Consider the following 19,685-nt stretch of genomic DNA (forward strand, 5'->3'; position numbering starts at 1 on the left):
GTGGCGACGCGTGTGCTCGACGAGGGGTCGTCCGCCGTGCCTGTGGAGCGGCCGCCGGTCATGGACTTCCCCACGACGCCGTCCATGAGCGCATCGGACGTCGCGGCGTTGTGTTCCCGGTCGAACGTGGCGTGCGTGTCGGCGACTCTCGCAGCGAGGAGCTGAGACGGGCCCGGGCGCCTCGCGGCCCCGGCGCCGCGTGCTCACCGGCCTCTGCGCGCCGGCGGTGCCGGGCGCTGCCGGAGCCTCGTACGTCGGGCTCCGACTCGACACCGCCACCGGAAAAGCCCCCAGCCACCGGGATTTCCCGCGCAACAGCCTGTGGTACGCCGACACGGGCGGAACCGGGCTGATGCCGAGCGGCAACACGTTCAGCGAAAGCGGCACCCCGCAAGGGGTCATCTGACCCTACAACGGGGGGAATCGCCGAGCGGCCAGTCGACGCTTGAGGGACCGCACGATCGACTTGACCCTGGCGGTCGAGGGGCGGGTACGCACAGGGCAGCCTGTCCGCCGCCACCCCGAACAGCCCGAGCGGTCTGAACGGCCGAACGGCCCGCTGGACGATCCGACGGCCGTTCTTTGCCGAGTTTCAGGCGAGCAGCCGTGCGAGCTCGACCATTTCGGTCTCCGGGTCCACGACGGGCTGGATCACCAGTTCGTCGACCCCCGACTTCTCCAGCGCGTTGATCCGTTCGGTGACCTCGGCCCTGGTACCGACCAGGCCGAATCTGTCCACCAGGGAGGGCAGGATGAGCTCGCGGTCCTCGGGGGAGAGCCGATTGAGGTAGTTGCGGTAGAGCGCTTGGTGAAGCTTGGGGTCGGTGAGGGTGGTGCCGCGCAACTCGAGCAGACGGTCGACGGCCGCGGCCTCTTCCGGAGGCAGGGCCGCGCGGAGGGCGGGGTCCTCCGCGCCGAGGATCAGTGCGCTCAGTGCGATGTGCCCCATCGAGTCCTTGACCGGATCGCCGTAGCGGTCCTCGCCGTCGGCGAGGACATGCAGGGAGGACATGAGATACGCACGGGTCTTCTCGGTGCTGCCCGCGTTCCGCGCCGCCGCCCGCCGGGCCCGGCCGAGGGCGGACCAGGCCGCGGGGTCGTGCATCCCGAAGGAGATCACTCCCGCGCCGAGCCGGCCGGCGACCGCGGCAGCCTTCGGGCCGAACGCGGCCACGACGAACTCCACGGGAGCCTCGGTGTCGACGTACGGCCCGACGTGCAGGAATCGCACTCTGCTGGACCGGGTCCCCTCGCGGTAGTCCGTTTCGCGGCCCGCGGTGAGATCCTGTAGGGCGGCCGTGAACGACTCCAGTTCCGCCGTCTTCGTGGGCCGCATGCCGAGCGTACGGCGCGCCGTGTTGCCGGTGCCGACCCCGCAGACGATGCGGCCGGGGGCGAGGGCGTTGAGGCTGCCGACGGCCGCCGCCGCGGCGGGCGCGGAACGCAGTACCGGTGAGGTGACACCGATGCCGAGCCTGATCCGGTGGGTGGACTTGGCGCAGAGTGCGAGACTCACGAACGGATCGCCGTGGATCATCGGCGTGTCGTACACCCAGAAACTGTCGAAGCCGAGTTCCTCCGCGCGGGCGGCCAGGTGTTCCACACCCGGCCCTGCTGTCGTGACGATGCCGGTCCGCATGGCGACTCTCCTCGCCGTCGAGTGAGACAGCTGAACCACTCCGGTTGCAGTGTGCTGTCGTCCTTTGGTCGAAATCATGCTCCCCAGTGCGCCGGTGGGCCTACCGCAGCGGTCTCAGGATCGGGAAGGTGCCGCGCGAACGGGGAGGGAGCTTCGTGCGCAGGACCCGCGGGTGGCGCAACAACCGGCCACCGGTCAGGAGGCGTTGAGTCGGCTGATCATCACCGGCGAAACGGTCGACGGGATGCCGACCGAGTCCGGGGGGACGACGAACGTGGCCTTCCCTCACCCGCCCGTTTCCACACATCGGGTGCCCGGGCGTTCCCCGCACCCGCCGACCTCGGGGAGTGTCGGCGGCTCTTCGCGGTGCGGCGGCCCCTTCGGAGTCGTCCGGCGGGGAGGCTCCAAACAGCGTGCGGCGCGTTGTCATTGGGGGCAGACGGCGGGCATGGCCTCGTCGTGCCCGAAGGAGGGCGATGCGGTCACGGTGTGGGTGAGGAGGTCGAGGGTGGGGATCGGGAGCCTTGGTGGTTGGCAGAGGCTGGAGGACGCGCCGAAGGATTCCACGGATCCGTGGTCGTTGGTGCCCGGCGCAGGTTGGCCGGTTGGGTCGACGGGGCGGATGTCCTGGCCGCGCTGGGGGAAAGGCCGTACCTGGTAGACGAGTCCACGGCGCAGACCGCGGTCGAGAGATTCGTCGCGGCCGGTTTCGTACGGCTGGATGTCGACGTCCCGAAGGGGGGCTCGGAGCTTGACGTGCTGCAAGCGTTGGCCCGAACCTACGATTTCCCGGACTGGTTCGGAGAGAATTGGCCCGCCTACACCGACTGCTATTCCGATTTCGTCGTGGCGAGCGAGGAGCCGGTGGTTACCGTCATGCGCGGGCTCGACGGGATGCACCGTCGCGATCTACGGCAATTCATGCGATGTGTCATGGAGTTGGAGACCACCGCGGAGTTCATTTCCGTCTTGAAGCCGGTGGTCCCCCGGCGCGTGGTGAACCTGTACGTGGGTGCGTGGTAGCCGCTGGCGTTGCGAGGTTTTGGGGCGGTTGGCCGCCGGGGACGGCCGGATCGCGCCGGCGAACGCGAACGCGATCCCGCCACCCGCCCGCCCCGGCACCGGCCGCTCCGGGACCCCGTCGCGCTCGGCGGGGCTCCGGATGCCGGCTTCGGGTCGGGTCCGGGTGTCGGGGGCCTGGGCGGGTGGGCGAGGCGGCGCAGGGCCGGTACGCGTTCGGCTATCCCGACCCGCCGACGGATTGCGGGCGGTGGGCCGGCCGGGGGCAGGGCGTCTGCGTGATGCCGGAGGGTACCGGGCTGGACCGTCAGCGGCGTGGCGGTGAGGGGCCTTGGCGATCTGCATGGCTACGTCGAGCGAATGGCACCTTGAAACCACGCTGGTGGTCGTCGGGTCGCGGCGGACGGCGTGGACGCGTTGTCACCGGGCGGGCGTCGCGGTCGGCCGAGCCGGGCGATCGTGAGGGGTGAGGGGTGGTGGGGCACGGTCGAGGGTGCGGCGCGGCTCCCGCGGTGGGGGTGCGCGGGGCGGTTCGGTGCGCGCACCGGCGCGCGACGGTGTCACCTGTAGGTGTGGTTTGGCTGCCGAGAGGCGGTCGTCCGGCGTTGTGGGTGCTGTGCTGCTCAAGGCGATGTGCCGGACCGGTCGTGGTATCCGCGATCGGTCGGTGCGGCCTCGCCGTCCTCGGCCTGCCCCGTGGGGCGGGTCGTGGGGTCAGACACCTTGCGACGTAAGGGGTTTCGTCATGTCCACGATGAGAAAACGACTCACCGGACGCTTCGGCAGCGTCGGTATATCGATCGCGGTGGCCGTTGCGGGTCTGACCGCACCGTTCGCCGTCGGCGGCGCGCAGGCCGCGCCCGGGACACCGGGTGTGCCGCAGGCGCCCGCGGCGATCTTCGCCGAGGGTTTCGAGAACGGCCAGGGCGCGACGCCGACCCTGCTCACGAACTACATCGGCGGTCCGCCGGTGGGCGAGACGTACACCGCCGACCCGGCCTGGTTGACCGCGTGCAACGGCTGGGTCACGTCGCCGGCCGCGTCGACCACGCCTCCCGCCGGCAGTGGGTGCGTCCCGGGCGACTGGGCCCAGGTCAAGAACCTCGCGGGCGTACTCGGTCAGTGGTCGGGTGGTTCCTCGACCACGAACCACGCCGTGACGGCGTACACCGCGGGCAATCCGGGCGCCGGCAAGGTGCAGTTGGAGACGGCGACCCCGATCCCGTTGCCCGCGGGGCGGCGCTTCATCGCGTTCTCGGTCGACATCGCCGAAGTCAACTGCTTCGCCAACCACTCCAAGTTCAGCTTCTACCTGCTCGACGGCGACCAGGCCACGCCCGCGTTCACGCGCCCGATCGAGGCGTGCGTGGATGCCACGACGACGATCGGCGGGGCCAAGGTCGGCACCTTCACCAGCAACGGCGCCGTGCTGTTCGCCGGCAACCAGGCCGGCATCCGGTTGGTGAACGAGCAGCCGAGCGGCACCGGCAACGACGTGGCCTTCGACAACGTCAAGCTCGTCGACGCGAGCCCGCAGGTCGACATCGGCTTCGCGCCGACACCGGTGCTCACCGGTGGCACCTCGACCCTGACCTTCACGATCACGAACACGAACGAGCTGGGCGCCAAGCCCGGTTGGTCGTTCTCGGACGCGCTGCCGGCCGGGCTCAAGGCGACCGGGGTGACCACGACGACGTGCGATGCCGGCTCGGTCGTCGCGCCGGCGGGTGGGGGCTCGGTCGACGTATCCGGCAACCTGACGGCAGGTCAGGAATCCTGCACGGCGCAGGTCCAGGTGACCTCGGCGGTGCGCGGGACGTACACGAACTGCGCGGCGGGCTTTACGAACGTGGTCGGGGTGAGCCTGCCGGGGTGCGCGAGCGTCGTGTTCGACACGATGCGCTTCGACGCGCACGCGTACGGGGCCGCACTGAAGTCCCCGCTCGCGAACATCGGCCCGATCGCCGCGTCCGACGTGACGTGCTCGAACGTCGCGGCGGTCGACACCGACAACGTCGCGACGGTGTCGCTGGGCGTCGTCGGCAACGCGGGCGTGGTCACCACCCGCGCGGAGGGCACGATCGACGCGAACGGCCTGCAGCGGGCGAACGCGCGCGCCGAGACGGCCGGGGTGAACCTGCTCGGCGGACTGGTCACGGCGGACGTCGTCGAAGCGATCGCCACGGTGCAGGGTGACGCGAACGGCGGTGCGACGCCGAGCGGTTCGGTGACGTTGGCGAACCTGCGGGTGGCCGGGGTGCCGGTGGTGAACCCGAACGTCAACGTGGATATCACGATCCCGCTGGTGGCGACGGTGCGGGTGAACGAGCGAGTGGTCGACCCCGGCGGTCGGGGGATCACGGTCAACGCGCTGCGGATCACACTGTTGTCCGGCGTGAGCGTCGTGGTGTCGCATGCGCGGGTGGCGCTGACGCTGCCGGGAGGTACGTGCCCGACCGCGTGAGGTGAGGCGGACGAGCTTGGGCGCGGCGGCCATTCGCGGTCGCCGCGTCCGTGCGTGTCGGCATTGGTGTCGGGGCGCGTCCCGGGATTCGATTCGGCCTCCGCGGGGCGGGGGTCCGCCGCCGATAGGGCACCGTCGGCCCGGGACCTGTTCGACAGGCGTGGTCCGGGAACGGGCCGGGTTCTCGCGGTACAAGCGGCGCACCGACACGTCGATCACCGGCGGTCGCTCGAGTGTGGAGACGGGGCCGCCCGCGTGGACCTCGACACCGGCTCTCGCCCGGTGTGGTCGGCGGCCGGCGAACCATGCACAGGGCGTATACCTGCCGGGGATGGCGGAGTTGCGGCCACCCGGTGTCTTCCTGATCCGTTCCTGCTCGATCCCCGGGTCCGGCCGGACCGTGCGGCAAACGGGGCCTTCCGGGGGATGGAGGCGTTCGGCGACGACGGAACGCCCGTTGACCTCGCGGGGGTTGACGAGTGAGGAGGCCCGGGGCGGGTCAAGAAAACGCGCGACGCGCGACGCGCGTCGCCGGCCGACGGCTTCGGCCGGGCCGCGTGGGCCGGCCGGGGGCCGGGTGCCTGAGGTGGGACGGCACACGGCACACGGCACGCGGCGGAGCACCTCACGAGGCCCTGGTGCCGCGGACCCTGTTACCGCGTCCGAGGGCCGATCACGGGGACCGGGTCGAGGTTCACAACAATCGGTCGACCAGTCCGTCGACGTAGTCCGGGGTGAGCGGGCCCCTGCCGAACAGGACGCGGATGTACATCGGGGCCAGGATGTGGTCCAGCACGCCGAACGCGTCGGGTGGGTGCTCGCCGCGTTCGCGGGCGCGATCGAGCATGGACTGCAGTTGCCGGGCGCGTTCGGCGAGGAGGTCGTCACGCGCCTGCAGGCCCTGAGGACCGTTGTCGGACAGGGCGACGGCCAGGCGCAGCAGCGCCGGACCGTCGGGTCCGGTGATCTCGCGGGCCACGTTGGCCGCGTAGGTGCGCAGGTCGCCGGCCAGGCTCCCGGTGTCGGGCATCGGCGACTGAGCGTTGAGGCGGGTGAGCGCCACGTCGGTGAGCAGGGTTTCCAGGCTGCCCCACCGGCGGTAGATGCTGCTGTCGGCTACACCCGCGCGGGCTGCGACCTCGCCGACGGTGAAGTTGCCGTAGCCGCGCTCGCTGATCAGGTCGGTGACGGCCCGGTGTACCTCCGCGCCGACGCGGGCGCTGCGCCCGCCGGGTCGTCGGGCCGGCTGTCGCTCGTTCATGCCCCCACTTTAACGCAGCCGTGACTTGCGTTTTTGAAGCAGCCCTCCTTACAGTTGCCTAACGCAGCCAATGACTGCTTTAGGGCGCCCGGAGGTCGACCGTGTCGGCCGTGGAAAGGCGCCATCGACGATGGAAAGGAATTCCCATGGCTGCATCGCCCGCGGCCGTAGGCAGTCGACCGAACCGGGCCGTGCTGCTCACGGTGACCTGCCTGGGCCAATTCATGGTCCTGCTCGACAACACGATTGTCGGAGCAGCGCTGCCCGATATGCAGCACAGGCTGCACACTCGGCTGACCGGTCTGCAATGGATCGTCGACGCGTACGTACTGCTGGTCGCCATGCTGCTGCTGTCCGGCGGTGTCTTCGCCGACCGGTTCGGCCGCAAGCGGGTGTACCTGACGGGGGTCGCGGTGTTCACCGCCGCGTCGGTGCTGTGCAGCTTCGCGCCCACGGTCGGCTGGCTGGTCGCCGGTCGGGTGCTGCAGGGCATCGGGGCCGCGGCGTTGAGCCCAGCCTCGCTGGCCCTGCTCGCCGCCGCCTATCCCGTGCCGCAGGATCGCATCAAGGCGATCGGGCTCTGGGCCGGATTCAGCGGAATCGGTCTGGCCGCGGGCCCCGTGGTCGGCGGCGTGCTGACGGACGCCTTCGGCTGGCCCGCCATCTTCCTGGTCAATCTGCCCATCGGCGTGGTCCTTCTGCTGGTCGGCCTGCGCAGCCTTGAAGAGGCCCGCAATCCGGGCGCCCCCGCGATCGATGTCCCGGGTACGGTGCTGTCCGTTCCGGGAGTGGGGGCGCTGACCTACGGGCTGATCGAGGGTGGTGCCCGCGGCTTCACGTCGCCGGTGATCCTGGGCAGCTTCACCGCCGCGGTGATCCTCCTCGCCGCCTTCGTCGCCGTCGAAGCGCGTCGTTCCGCCCCGATGCTGCCGCTGCGGCTGTTCCGGCAGCGGCTGTTCACCGTGTCCAACACCGCCATGGTCGTGGTGGGGTTCGCGCTCATGGGCTCGTCGTTCTTCTTCTCCCAGTTCTTCGTGTACGTCCAGGGCAGCTCGATCCTGCGCGCCGGTCTGCAGACCCTGCCGGCAACCCTCGCCATGGTGATCGTCAGCCCGTTCGCGGGCCGGCTCGCCGCCCGTTACGGCTTCCGAATCGTGGTCACCACCGGCCTGGCCCTGGCCGGCCTGGGACTGCTGGCGCTCGGCATGGTGCACGCCGACACCGGCTATGGGAACGTGTGGTGGCGGCTGGGAGTCGTCGGCATCGGCTTCGCCCTGACGATGTCCCCACTGACGGGAGCCGCCATCCAAGCAGTCGGCCCACAGGAAGGCGGCCTCGCTTCAGGCATCAGCAGCACCACCCGGCAGATCGGCGCGGTGCTCGGCGTGGCGGTACTCGGAGCCGTCGTCCGCACCCGGCAATCCGGCGGCGCCTCCTTCGAGACCGGCCTCAACAGCGCCTTCCTCGCTGCCGGCACCGTCACGTTGGTTACCGCCGTGGTCACCGGCCTGTGGCTGGTGGGATCCGAGCCCGCGGAAGGCTCCGCGGCGCCGCGACGTTCCACCGATCCGGATGCGGTCCCCACCTCGAACGAGGCATCCGTGAACAGCCGTTGACGGCGACACCGACCTTGACCGGGAGATGAGCCAGGGGATGGTTGGTGGGGGTGTGGTGTGGGCCGGGGCGTTGCAGCCGCCGGTGGGTGGCCCCCCGTCGCGTCGCCGCGGGGTTTGCGCGCCCGATTGACGTACGACGTGCGGCTCGGCCCGGACCGGCGCGGGAAACCGCGTCGGGCCGAGCCGAGCCTGGATCGGTATGTCCTCGGCCCGCGCCGTGCGTGGAGGGCGTTGAGGCCGAGGAAGGGGGCTATCCCTGGAACGTGGTCGTGGGAGATCGGGAAGGATCGTCGGGAGGTGATCCCGCCGAACTAGAAGGTGACCTTCCAGGAGTCGATCTTGCCGGTGTCGGCGGCGGCGACGTCCTGTACCTTCAGGCGCCAGGTGCCGTTGGCGAGTTCGCTGGAGGCGTTGACGGTGTAGGTCGTGATGATGTTGTCGGCGGAGTCGCTGCCGCTGGAGTTCTTGAGTCGGTAGGCGGTGCCGTCGGGGGCCACCAGGTCGACGGTCAGGTCGCCGCGCCAGGTGTGCTTGATGTCGACGCCGACCTTGAGGGTCGCCGGCGCGTTGCCCGCGACGCCGGTCACGGCGATGTCGCTGAACACGGCGCCGCCGTTGTCCGGGATCGCGACGTCGTTGGTGTTCTCGAACGTCTCACCGTCCGGGGGATCGACTCCGCCCAATTCGCTCGCGCCCTGCGCGATGGCGGTGGCGAAGGTGCTCACCTCGGTGTACACGCCCGGTCGGCCCGGTCGGGCGCAGCCGACACCCCAACTCGTGATCCCGATCTGGATCCAGGCGTTTGCGGCATCCTTGCGGAACATCGGCCCGCCCGAGTCGCCCTGGCAGGTGTCCGTGCCGCCCTGCGGATACGCGGCGCAGATCTCGGCCGCCGGGATCAACCCCGAATACCCGGGCGACGCCTTGCACGTCGCGTCGGTCACGAACGGGACGTCGGCCTTGAGCAGGTAGCGCTGCTGTCCGCCGCCCTCGGTGGCCGCACCCCAACCGGCGATGGTGAAGGTGCCGTTGTCGTAGGTCTTGTTCGTGGCGATCGGGATGGTCGCCGCGCCGGGTATCGGGGCGGCCAGCTTGATCAGCGCCCAGTCACCGCCCGTGGGGGTGTCGTACGTGGGGGAACTGAGCACCTCGACGGACGTGCGCTTGACAGCCGCCGGGCTGTTCAGGTCCACCACACCGTACGTGGCCGTGATGCTCGAGTCGGGTCCGGATCCGTCGACGCAGTGCGCTGCGGTCAACACGATCTGGTCGGTGTACATGGTGCCGCCACAGCCCATGGACAGCCGTACCATCCAGGGGAATTCGCCCTGGGCGGCCAAGGTGCCACCGACGATGTGCGGTGTGACGTCGCCCGGATTGGAGGGCGGCGGGGTGGGCGACGCGATCGTCTGCCCCGCGCCGCCGGCGGCGATTGCCGTCACAGCGGCGGTAACCACCAGGAGCCTTTTGATCAGAGAATGCCTGCTTACCATTTTCTTCCTTTCGACCCGCATGGGGGAGCGCGTGGATCCGGAACCGGGGGTGTGGAAGCCGGGGTGTGGAACCGGATGGACCCCGCGTTGCGACCGGGGAAATGCTTGTTGGAGCCACCGGAGAGGAGCGAACTCCGGGCGATGGAGCAGTGGTTCGGCGCACCCGACGCACCGCGACGAGGACGGTGCGGTGCGGGTGTTGCCGACGCTCGGCGGGAAGGGGTGGACGGCGCGGAGGGCGCGCACCGCGTGGACCGCGTGGACCGCGTGCGACGCGCACACCGTTCCCGACTCGTATGGCCTGTCGCGGATCCTGCCGGCAGGTGCCGGCAGGTGACCTTCCCGGCGTAACCGTCGCCGGGGAGTTTCACCAGGTAGAGCGCCGGCCGACGGTCAGGTGTTCGCGGGGATGCTGATGGTGGGCGAACAGCCCTTCCGGTTCGTTCTCGTCGACCGAGACGTTGTCCGAAATCTTCGGCACGCACAGCGCACGGCCCGACAGGGCCGGCCGATCACCTGCTTACCGATGCCTACCGACCACAACGCTGTATTCCGCCGAGGTACGAGCTTCGGCCGACGCCGGTGCCTTGTTGCCGACCGCGGGACGCGAGGTCCACCACGACCATCGCGAGAGCAGCGGTGAAGGCAGCGGTGACGACGGACAGGCGTTTACGTCTCACACGGGTACCTCCTCACGAGGGCGCCGGATTTCGCCGACGCCGGAGGGATGTGTTCCTGTGCGTGTCGACCGGAGACCGTCGGTGGTGGCCGACGGCATCCGTCGAGATGGATCGCAGTCGATGCACTGCGCCGCAGTCCCCGACTCGGTGCGCGAGCTGCGCACACGCGGGGTGGTGTGGGTGCGCGGAGGGGACGGCCGAAGGCCGGCGGGAAACGGCTTCCGGTCGCTCCGGGGGGGTCTGACGAGCGAACCACGGATCAAGGTGCGGAGGGACGGCCGCGCATTGAACGGGAAACCGCGCTTGACTTCCGATTCCTGACGCCGGAGGCGTTCGGTACGGGGGACGTGTTCGGCACGAGAAGTCGAGGGGTACCGCTACCAAACGCTAGCCATCGGGAACCCGGCGCGAATCGGGGAAATCCCTTGTCGTTCCCGAGCTGTGGGAGAGGGCCGGCGCGCCGTCGCCCGGGTCCGCGCTCGACGCGTACGCGGTATCCGCCGGCCGATTGTGCTGCGGCGGCGTTCCTCGCGGCGGCATCATCGGTGCCATCCCGATCGTGCGGACCATTCCGCCCGGTCCGCCCTGCGAAGGAAGTTGGGATCCGACCCATGACGACCCCGGTCCGCGGAGTGCCCGATCCGAAGTGGACGGAGGTGTGCGCGGCCGCGTGGGGCGAGCCGAAGCGCCGCCTGTCTCGCCCGAATGCCCTCAGGGCGTCGACCGGTGCCGCCGACGCCCCGCGTGCGGTCGGCGGGAGGCGCGCGTGACGCCGGTGAAAGAGCGCTCGCTCCCCCTTCCGGACCTGGTCGCTCTCGGGGCGTTGACCGGCGCGGGCGACTCACGCCAGGCCGGTCTGGCACTCGCCCGCGTCGGAGCCGAGCTGCGCGCGCAGATACTGGAGTACTGCGTGCTACGGCCGAGCGCCGTCACGTGGTGCCTGCGGGATGGTGCCGCCGCCGACCGCGCGGCGTACGCCCGCAACCGATTCCTCGACCACCGGGCGATGGCCGCGCTCGCCGCCGACCCCGATCCGGACGTCCGGGCGGCGGTGTTCTTCCACCGCAGGGTCCCGGGCTCACTGCGCCGCCGGGTGCTGGCCACCCTCCCGATCGCGCCGGTGCTGCGCCAACGGCTCATGTGCACCGACGCGCTGCCGGAACTCGGCATGGCGATGGACTGCCCCGACCCGGAACTGGCCGCCGAGACATACCGGACGATCCTCGGCAGGCGGCCGCTGCCACCTCAGGGATCCGGCGCACTGGCGGCCGACCCCGACACGTCGTCGCCACGCGGCCACGACCGGTTCACCGAGACGCTCGCGCTGCTGCGCCCGGAGAAGTGGACCGCCGACGACTGGGCCGAGACCGCCGTGCGGCACATCGAAAAGCCGTGGCAGAACGACGAGTGCGTCGCGCTCGTCGGCGAACCCGCATGCCCGGTCGAGACCGCGCTGGCCCTGCTCGCGTACGGGCCGACCGACAACCCGTACACGTTTCCCGCCCGGGTGGCGCTGGACACGGGCACGGTCACTCCGGACGACATTTTGCGCCGCGGGCCCGGTGCCGCACGGGTCCTCGGGCTGATCGACGCGCTGCACTGGTCGCCGCCCAACGACGACTGGATCAGGGTGACCCTCGCCGCGGAGGAGGTGGCCGCCCTCGAACAGGGCCTGTGCGAGGCGGTGCGGGCCCGGCTCGGCACGGACCCCGGCGCCTGGCGCGCGGCCGCGACACTGCTCACCCGGGACACCGAATACCCCGGCAGTGTCCTGGCGTTGCTCGACGAGGCAGCCACCGTCCCGTGGGTGAGGCCGTCCGGCTCGGCGAAGGCGCCCGCGGGCAAGGCGCCCGCGCCGTGGACCGACTTCCGCCGGCAGCCGCGGCCGGCCCGCCCGCCGTCGGCCGGTCCTTCTCCGCTGCGGCTGCTGCTGTCCTGCGCCGACGCGGACGCGCTGTCCGCGATCCTCGCGGCGTTCGACGACGACGTCCTCCCGGAGTTGGCCGGGGTCAGCCGCAGGGCGCCGGTTGCGCCGGCGCTCGTCCCGCCGATCGCACGGGAGTTGGCCTCGCGCAGCCCCGAGGTGCTGCGCGACTTCGTCGCGGGCGTCGAGCACGACCCCGACAAGCGTGCCGAACTGATCGCGCTCGGCTTGGGCGAGGTGGACGCCGCGCTGCTCGCGGGCGACGCCCTCACCGCGTACCAGCGCGCGGAGCTCGTCGCCCGGACGACCGGCACCGCGGCGGAACCGGGCCCCGTCGCGCACCACGCCCCGGTCGAGGCCCCGATCTCATGGGACGTGGTCCTCGACGAGGTGACCTCGGGACGCGCGGAGAGGAACGTCCTCGACACCTTCAGCCGCCATCCCGCGCTGCCGGAGTCGGTCGCCGCCGCGCTGTTCGAAGCCGATCCGCAACGTTACGCCCGGCTGCTGGCCGCGCTGCCCCGGTCGACCGCCCTGGCGCTCCTGCCCGCAGCGGCCCGGGTGTGGGGCCGCCGCGAAGGTTCGGGGTGGACACTCGTGCTCCCGGCGCTCGCCGCGTGCCTGCGTTCAGGCACGCTCACGCCGGACGACCTGCTGACGCACACCGCGGCGGCCTCGTTCCTCCTGTGGGCGTTCGGCGACGAGCAGCGGAGCCGCGGGAAACTGCGGCCGCTGGCCGAGCCGTTGCGTGCGCTCGTCGACGCGCACCTCGGCGAGGATCCCGACGCGTGGACGATCGCGATGCGGCTGCTGCCGGACTTCGCGGGCTCGGTCGACGAGCTGCTCGCCACCGCCGGTCGCGCCGCCGGTCGTTCGTGAGACCGCACTGTGATGTCCCGTCCCCGGAACCCGAGCCACCACGACAACCAGACGCTTGGGTGGGTGGTTGACGACATTCGGTGAACGGCGGGCGGTGGCTCGCGGAAACCTCCGCGCCCGGCCGCAGCGGACGTCGATCAGCTTCACATCCGGTCGCTTCGAGATCGCTTCCGATGCCTGCGGGGGTGGCGACACCCCATGGATCGACACGGCGGCGGCTTGCGGCCGCACCTGCTTGACGACGACGGTGGCCGGCGGGTCGCTCGGCCGGCTGAAGAAACCGCACCGGGCACGAAGCGCGCCGTACGCCGAGCCCCGCGACTCCGGGACCTTGTGACCACCCGGGGACTCGCCCGAACCGGGCGCTGCACGATCCGCCCCCAGTCGCCGCGCCACGGACGTCTCCGGCGGCCCGAGGCCGTCACCGACACGCCTTGTGGCGCCCCGACACGGTCAGGAGTACCAGGACGCCTCCGTCGGCCGCGACCGCCGGGGCACCTCCCGAGCGGCCATCGGCCTGCGTTCGCCGGCCGCGAGCAGGACGCTCGCCGGATCGCCGCCGAGAGCGCCCGGGAGCGTCACTTCGACCTCGATGCCGCGAGGCGGGTCGGTGGGCAGGATCGCGGTCATCACTTGCGTCCGGGCGTGGTGGCCGTGGACGCGGGCGGCGGCGACCTCTTTCCCGTCCACGAGGAGCTCCAGCTCCCGCGTCCCGCCCATCCGCAGACCCACGGTGACCGAGCAACCGGCGTGCTCGCAATGAAAGTGATACTCGCGGCTCATGATCGCCTTCCCCAATCGCCGATCGAAAAGGCTCCTCCACTCCATCGTGGCACCGAGCGGCGGCCGCGCCAGTTCCCCTCTCGGTTGACGGCGCAACGGTCGCTGCTTCATCCCATGGTTTTCTTGGTTCTGTCGGCCGATCCCGGTCGGGTCAGTCGTCGGATTCTCCGTCCAGGATCCAGGCGATTCCTTGTGCCGGGTCTGCGATGGCCAGGTGTGTCGCGTGCGGCGATTGGGGCCTGGTGTGCCGGTGTGTTCAGGTGAGGCAGTCGACCCGAGTGACGAAGGCGGCGACGGCTCGGGGTCCAAGGGTTCCGCCGGATCGGCCAGGTGTCCGAGCGGTCGCCAAGGGGCCGGCCGGCCGTGTGCCTTTGAGGAGGGCGGTCAGTGGTCGGACCATCGCCGCGCATCACCCGCCGTGTGCGAGCGACGTCGCCGGCGCGCACTGGAATGGTCCCCGTCGTGATCGCCGCTGCGCCCAGCGGTCGGCTCGGTGCATGCTGCGGGGCGCGCCGTGAAATACGTCATAGTGCCGTGGGTGGGGCGTGTCCGTCGTTCGAGGCTTGGTGGCGGCAACGGCCCGCCTGTGTCGGCTGATCCGAGGGTGCCCCGTCGATGGGCGGGGTGGAGCGTGGCCCCGGGGCGTCTCGAGGCGACTGGGGCCGCTCTTCCCTGCGGCAACGGTGCCTGGTAGAGATGGGCGGGTTCCCCAGCACTTCGGAAGTCTCGCCATGAACCAGGACAACACTCCCGATCTCGTCCCCTTCACGATCGACCTCACCTTCGAGGAGGCCCGGCGACGGGCCGAGGTCGTCGCAGCACTCGGGCCCGACTGGGACCCGGTGGCGGTCCTGCGAGGCGAGGACGAGGCGTATGCCCTCCTCTACTCGGGCCTGGACGCCGAACAGCAGCGCATCCACGACCTGCTGGTGGCGGCCGGTGTCCTGCCGGGGGAGGAGCCGGGCCATGCGGCTGCCCATTGATCCACAGGCGGACCTCGCCCGACGCGCCTGGGTGACCTGCCCGGTCTGCGACGACGCCCGCCATTGCGCGACCTGCGCCGACCGCCGCAACTGCGGCGAGCACTGGCGCTACCTGATCTCCAACAACGGGCCGGTCGTCAACCTCCAGTGCCCCCGATGCACGCACATGTGGTCCCTGGACACCCGGCCCGGCATCACCCGCTCCGGTGACAACACTCCCTGCTTCTGACGAGTCGGAGCGGAGGCCGGGGAGGTCCGTAAGCTGTGCCGGCGGCACGCAGATGCCCCGATGAGCCGCAGGAACAGGCGATTCGGGAGGTACGTACCTCTTGGGCACCCGGGTCGCCCGGGTCGCCCGGGACCTGGGCATCCACACGGAGGCCCTGCGGAATCGGGTCCGGGGGGCCGAGGCCGACGCCGGGGGAGCGGACCGACCGCCCGACCACCGCCGAGTCGGAGGAACCGAGGCAACTCCCGAGGGAGAACGTCGAGTTGCGGCGGGCCGACGAGATCCTCAGGGTCGTCTCGGTGTGCCTGGAGCACTTTCGCCGAGATCCCGGGCGTCACCGGCGCCGACAGCCCCGCCCTGACCGGAATCACGAACATCCCCGACGACACCGAATCCCCCACGGCCGCACGGTCGTGCTCTTCCGCCACTGACAAGGACAGGTGTACCGGGCGGGATGGGGTTGTTCGCGGTCGTGCCGCAGCCGTGTTCTGATGGATGGGTGAGCGAAAACGGCTCCATGCGCTTGTTCGTGGCGCTCGTGCCGCCCCCCGAAGCGGTGGCGGAATTGCGTCGTGCCGTCGACCCGATCCGCTCCCGGTACGACGGGCTGCGCTGGACCGGGCCCCAAGGTTGGCACCTCACTCTCGCCTTTCTCGGCACGGTGGAGCCGAAGACCCGGATCGAGTTGGAAACCCGGCTCGCCCGCGTCGCCGCACGCCATCCGCCGCGGAACCTCGCGCTCACCGGCAGCGGCCGTTTCGGTGATCGCACCCTGTGGATCGGGATCCGGGGCGATCGGCGGGCGATGGCCGCCCTGGCCGTGGCCGTACGGCGCGCGGCCGGTAAATGCCACATCCCGATCGAGGGCCGGCCGTGGCACGGTCACGTGACTCTGGCCCGCGTCGCCCAAGCACGCGGGGCGGGCGGGCGGCGCCCTCCGGGCAGTGCGCTCACCGACCCGGCGGCCGATCTCGCCGGATTCGACGGGGTGGAATGGACCGCGGCCCGGCTGCACCTGGTGCAGAGCGTCATCGGCAACGGCCCGGCTCGGTACCACGACGTGGCGACGTGGCCGTTGGTCGGCAGGCGCTCATCGCACGTCCGCGCGGGCGGGCTGCTCCGGATCGTCATCGTCACGGCCGACGACGAGCAGCTCGTCCGGGAGGGCGACCGCGACACTGGCCCCTCTGCGCGCAGCCGGTCCTTGAACCCGGCGGCACCCGCCGCTACGGCGGCAGTCGGTGCGCCGTCGGCACCCCGACGAGCGCACCGATGCCGACCCGAACGCGGAGATCATCGCCGGTCGCGCATGACGGCTCGGCCGGCGAGGGCGGTGGCGGAGAAGACGAGTACGAAGGTGAACGTGACGATCCCGGTGTAGGTGAAGGGATCGATTGCGGGCATGATGCGGTCGCCGTTGCTCAGGGCGTACGTCATGGCGAACAGGCCGGGCAGCGCGAACGCGGTCCCGACGATGCAGGCGGTGGCGCCCAGGATGGCGGCTTCCCAGCGCAGGATCGAGCGTCGTTGGCGTGGTGTGGCGCCGACGGCCGCCAGGAGCACGAATTCCGATCGGCGGGAGAGGGTTGCCGTCACGAGGGAGTTTGTGACCGCGATGGCGATATAGCCGAAGAGGACCAGCAGTATCAGCAGCCCGAACTTGTCCTCGCCGCCCGAGGCGCCGTCGGCGTCGGCGACGGAGGCGGACCGGGTGACCTCGGCTCCGGGCACGTCGGCCAGGTCGTTGCGGATGCGGCGTTCGACCCGCGCCACCGATTCGGATGCGGGGACCGTGACGGCCAGACCCGATGCGAGTCCCGAAGCGGTGGCCGGCTGCAGGTCGTCGAGTGGGAGCAGGACATCGCCGAAACCGAGGCCGCGTTCGTACAGCGCGCTCACGTGCCGCTTGATCGACTGTCCGTCCGCCAGCACGATGGTGACTTCGTCTCCCACGTGGGCTCCCAGTTGTGCGGCACCGAGAACGCCGAGCACGACGTCGCCCTGCCGGAGACGGATCGGACTGTTGCTCGTGGGCTTGAGATCGGCGTAGCGCTCCACTTGGTCACCGGCGATGCCGAGTGCCTTCAGGGTTTGGGGGCTGTTGTCGCTGCCGGCGGGCGGCTGCACGATGACGCCGGTGGTCACGAATGGGGTGGCGGAGCCGACCCCGGGCACGCCTCGCACGAGTTCGGCCGTCCGGTCGCCGACGCCGGCACTCGACACGGTGACCGTGAGGTCGGTGCGCGCGCCCGCGTGAGCCTGTGCCTTCGACACGGCGCCGACGGTCGCGGCGCCGGAGAGCTGGACCGCGGCCAGCGCGACTCCGAGGACGATCGGGGTCATCGCGCCGCCGACGCGGGCGGCCCGGTGGCGAATACTGCCGAGGGCCATGTATGCCGCGGCGGTCCGCGCGGCCGGTCGGCGCACGATCGCGGCCGCCGCGCGCACCACCTGCGGACTCAGCGGACCGATCGACAAGGCCATCACCAATCCCGAGATCCCGGGAAGTCCACTGGCCGCATCGACGTTGGATGTGTAGGTCGGCGCCAGGGCCATCACGATGCCCACCGCGAGGAGCACCACTCCGACGACGACGCGCCGCGCCGTCCGCGGCGATCCGGACGGACCCGTGTCGCCACCCTCGAGTTGCGCCAGCGGACTGCTGCGTACGACTCGGCGCACCGCGACGCGCATGGCGATCTCCGCGGCGACGAAACCCGTAAGCATCGCCGCGATGAAGGGGAACGGGCCGAAGACCGGCTGAAGGGTGCGGGGCAGCGCCCCCCAGGATCGGATGGCGTCGATCATGACCGCTCCCACGAGTGGTCCGGCGAGCCCGCCGAGGCCCCCTGCCGGCGCGGCGACCACGCGGATCTCCGCGCGAAGCAGCCGCTTCACCTGTCGTGGCGTGGCGCCGACGATGCGGAGCATGGCCAACTCGCGTGATCGCTCGCGGATCTGGAGCGACGTCAGAGCGATGACGGTGAACACGGCGACGATGAACGCGACAGCGCCGAGCGCGCCCGAGGCGGAGACGAGTGCCGCCGTCGCCCGGCCCTGGGAGACCGCCTCGACGGGCCCCCGGGCGCTTCGATCCCACAGCCGAGCGTCGGCGGGTGGGACCAGGCGAGCGAGTGTGTGCTCGTCGGGCATCGCCTGCGGCCAGACGCCGATGACCGCCACACCGCGATCGGGGTTGCCGCGCGTCCCGATCTGCCCGTCGCTCAGATAGACGTCCGGGACGTCGACTCCCGTGTCGTCGGCTGTGGTGGTGCCCGCGAGCGTGTACTCGACGGACCGGTCGCCGAAGCCCAGCGAGACCTTTCCCCCGGTCGCCAGGCCGTGGGAACGGGCGACGTGGCCAGGCAGCACGATTTCGTCCGGCTCGACGGGTGCGCGTCCCGAGGCCAGTTCGCGGTTCCCGAGCGCGAACGCCGACCAAGGATGCGCGTCCACCGGTTCGGCGTCGCCCGCTCGGCCACCAAGGATGGCGGGCACGATGCGGTCGGCGACCACGCGGGATGCCGGCAGCGCCGCCGCGATCTCGTCGACCAAGGAGGCGGGCAGCAACGCCCGGCCCGGAACCGTCATGTCGACGTCGCCGCCGACCGGCACCGACTGCCGGGACGCGACCAACAACGGCGCGTTGTCGTACTCGCCGGTGGAGACCCGGCCGCGGACGCCGGTCTCCAGGAGTACTCCGAACGCCCCCACGAGAACGGCCGAGAAGAACACGGTCACAGCCAGTGCGACGACCTGGCCCGTGCGCGCTCGCAGCGTCAGTCGGGCGAGCTTGTTCACGACCGCAGCCCGAGGTCGGTCAGGGTCGCCGCGATCTGCCCTTCGGTGGCCCCGTGGAGTTCGCCGTGCCAGCGTCCGTCGCGGAGGAACAGCACACGGTCCGCGACCGCCGCGGCCCGCGGGTCGTGCGTCACCAGCAACGCCCGCTGTCCGAGGTCGGTGACGATCGAACGGAGCAGGCCGAGTATGACGTCGCTCGAGGCGGTGTCCAGCGCGCCGGTCGGCTCGTCGGCGACGATCAACTCCGGGTCCGTCACGAGCGCACGCGCGAACGCGACGCGCTGTTGCTGCCCCCCGGACAGTTGTGCCGGTCGGCGCTCGAGTGTGGCACCGACACCGACGGTCTCGGCCAGATCCCGTACGCGGCGCTGGTCGATCCGTCGGCCGGCCAGTCGCAGCGGCAATGAGATGTTGTCGGCGACGGTGAGCGACGGGATCAGGTTGTAGGACTGGAACACCACCCCGACGTGCGAACGCCGCATCTCGGCCAGTTGGGCCTCGTCCAGGCCGGTGATGTCCGTGCCGCCGATGTGGATCGAGCCGGTGTCGGGCTTTTCCAGGCCCAACAGGCAGTTCAGCAAGGTGGTCTTGCCGGAGCCCGACGGTCCCATGATCGCGGTGAAACTCCGCGGCGCGACGAAGAGGTCGATGTTCGCCAATGCCCAGAACCGGGTGGCACCGGCGCCGAAGCTTTTGCTCAACCCGCTGACCGTCACGGCGTGGTCGTCATGGTTTCCGGGGCGTTCGCCCTTGTGCGTTTTCACGTAATCGACCGTAGGATCGCGGTGCTTGCGACACAGTCCCCCGCTCACCCGAGCCGCGGTGGTACGTGCGCCCACCCGGATGGTAGTGCCGGCTATAACCCTCCGGGCGGGCAGCCCGACGGGCTCTGCCGGGGACTTGGTGGTGCCAG

General features: G+C 71.1%; 14 protein-coding genes and 2 pseudogenes. 8 read left to right on the plus strand and 8 right to left on the minus strand.

All coding sequences use genetic code 11. The annotated features are described in order from the left end of the window. Positions 1-199: 199 nt before the first annotated feature. Entirely contained in the window at positions 200-406 is a 207-nt protein-coding gene (locus ACIBSV_RS10540; RefSeq protein ID WP_395861370.1) for a hypothetical protein, read from the plus strand. Between the two features lie 186 nt (positions 407-592). On the opposite strand, the gene ACIBSV_RS10545 is transcribed toward ACIBSV_RS10540, so the two are convergent. Next, the gene (locus ACIBSV_RS10545) at positions 593-1,639 is read right to left on the minus strand and encodes an LLM class flavin-dependent oxidoreductase (RefSeq protein WP_395861372.1); all 1,047 of its coding nucleotides are present in this window, start codon (positions 1,637-1,639) and stop codon (positions 593-595) included. Positions 1,640-2,212: 573 nt separating this feature from the next. Here ACIBSV_RS10545 and ACIBSV_RS10550 point away from each other — a divergent pair. Both ACIBSV_RS10550 and ACIBSV_RS10555 read left to right on the plus strand, forming a co-directional pair. Further along, on the plus strand, positions 2,213-2,662 hold the full coding sequence (locus ACIBSV_RS10550) for a barstar family protein (protein WP_395861374.1): 450 nt from the start codon (positions 2,213-2,215) through the stop codon (positions 2,660-2,662). A gap of 742 nt (positions 2,663-3,404) precedes the next feature. Then, positions 3,405-5,123: a choice-of-anchor P family protein gene (locus tag ACIBSV_RS10555; RefSeq protein ID WP_395861376.1), complete on the plus strand. Its 1,719-nt coding sequence runs from the start codon at positions 3,405-3,407 to the stop codon at positions 5,121-5,123. A 694-nt stretch (positions 5,124-5,817) separates the two neighbouring features. Here the strand turns inward: ACIBSV_RS10555 and ACIBSV_RS10560 are convergent. Continuing rightward, entirely contained in the window at positions 5,818-6,384 is a 567-nt protein-coding gene (locus ACIBSV_RS10560; RefSeq protein ID WP_395861378.1) for a TetR/AcrR family transcriptional regulator, read from the minus strand. A 146-nt stretch (positions 6,385-6,530) separates the two neighbouring features. Between ACIBSV_RS10560 and ACIBSV_RS10565 the strand changes: the two genes are divergently transcribed. Next, positions 6,531-8,000: an MFS transporter gene (locus tag ACIBSV_RS10565; protein WP_395861380.1), complete on the plus strand. Its 1,470-nt coding sequence runs from the start codon at positions 6,531-6,533 to the stop codon at positions 7,998-8,000. Between the two features lie 311 nt (positions 8,001-8,311). On the opposite strand, the gene ACIBSV_RS10570 is transcribed toward ACIBSV_RS10565, so the two are convergent. The 3 genes and pseudogenes from ACIBSV_RS10570 to ACIBSV_RS10580 all read right to left on the minus strand — a co-directional run. Next, a complete protein-coding gene (locus ACIBSV_RS10570) occupies positions 8,312-8,605 on the minus strand; it encodes a proprotein convertase P-domain-containing protein (protein ID WP_395861833.1) in 294 nt (97 codons plus the stop codon). A 75-nt stretch (positions 8,606-8,680) separates the two neighbouring features. Next, positions 8,681-9,472, minus strand: a pseudogene (locus ACIBSV_RS10575) (S1 family peptidase); the annotation flags it as partial. Positions 9,473-9,840: 368 nt separating this feature from the next. Beyond that, a pseudogene (locus ACIBSV_RS10580) lies at positions 9,841-9,989 on the minus strand (zinc carboxypeptidase); the annotation flags it as partial. 950 nt (positions 9,990-10,939) lie between these two features. Between ACIBSV_RS10580 and ACIBSV_RS10585 the strand changes: the two are divergent. Then, positions 10,940-12,976, plus strand: a complete 2,037-nt coding sequence (locus ACIBSV_RS10585; RefSeq protein WP_395861382.1) for a hypothetical protein — start codon at positions 10,940-10,942, stop codon at positions 12,974-12,976. 453 nt (positions 12,977-13,429) lie between these two features. On the opposite strand, the gene ACIBSV_RS10590 is transcribed toward ACIBSV_RS10585, so the two are convergent. Further along, the gene (locus tag ACIBSV_RS10590) at positions 13,430-13,759 is read right to left on the minus strand and encodes a hypothetical protein (protein ID WP_395861384.1); all 330 of its coding nucleotides are present in this window, start codon (positions 13,757-13,759) and stop codon (positions 13,430-13,432) included. A 731-nt stretch (positions 13,760-14,490) separates the two neighbouring features. Here ACIBSV_RS10590 and ACIBSV_RS10595 point away from each other — a divergent pair. From ACIBSV_RS10595 to thpR, 3 genes are all read left to right on the plus strand, one after another. Beyond that, a complete protein-coding gene (locus ACIBSV_RS10595; protein WP_395861385.1) occupies positions 14,491-14,742 on the plus strand; it encodes a DUF6400 family protein in 252 nt (83 codons plus the stop codon). After that, a complete protein-coding gene (locus ACIBSV_RS10600) occupies positions 14,726-14,971 on the plus strand; it encodes a hypothetical protein (protein ID WP_395861387.1) in 246 nt (81 codons plus the stop codon). The genes ACIBSV_RS10595 and ACIBSV_RS10600 overlap by 17 nt, the downstream gene beginning before the upstream one ends. 517 nt (positions 14,972-15,488) lie before the next feature. After that, positions 15,489-16,352 (plus strand): RNA 2',3'-cyclic phosphodiesterase, encoded by an 864-nt coding sequence (gene thpR, locus ACIBSV_RS10605; RefSeq protein WP_395861389.1) that lies wholly within the window; start codon positions 15,489-15,491, stop codon positions 16,350-16,352. Here the strand turns inward: thpR and ACIBSV_RS10610 are convergent. Beyond that, complete coding sequence (locus tag ACIBSV_RS10610; RefSeq protein WP_395861391.1) at positions 16,265-18,772, minus strand: FtsX-like permease family protein; 2,508 nt, start codon at positions 18,770-18,772, stop codon at positions 16,265-16,267. The genes thpR and ACIBSV_RS10610 overlap by 88 nt on opposite strands. Then, positions 18,769-19,536 carry an ABC transporter ATP-binding protein gene (locus tag ACIBSV_RS10615; protein ID WP_395861392.1) on the minus strand — a complete coding sequence of 256 codons (768 nt, stop codon included), beginning with the start codon at positions 19,534-19,536 and terminating at the stop codon, positions 18,769-18,771. The genes ACIBSV_RS10610 and ACIBSV_RS10615 overlap by 4 nt, the downstream gene beginning before the upstream one ends. Between the last annotated feature and the right edge of the window lie 149 nt (positions 19,537-19,685).

Origin of the sequence: Embleya sp. NPDC050154 (assembly GCF_044460165.1) — a bacterium.
In the GTDB taxonomy this organism is placed as follows: domain Bacteria; phylum Actinomycetota; class Actinomycetes; order Streptomycetales; family Streptomycetaceae; genus Embleya.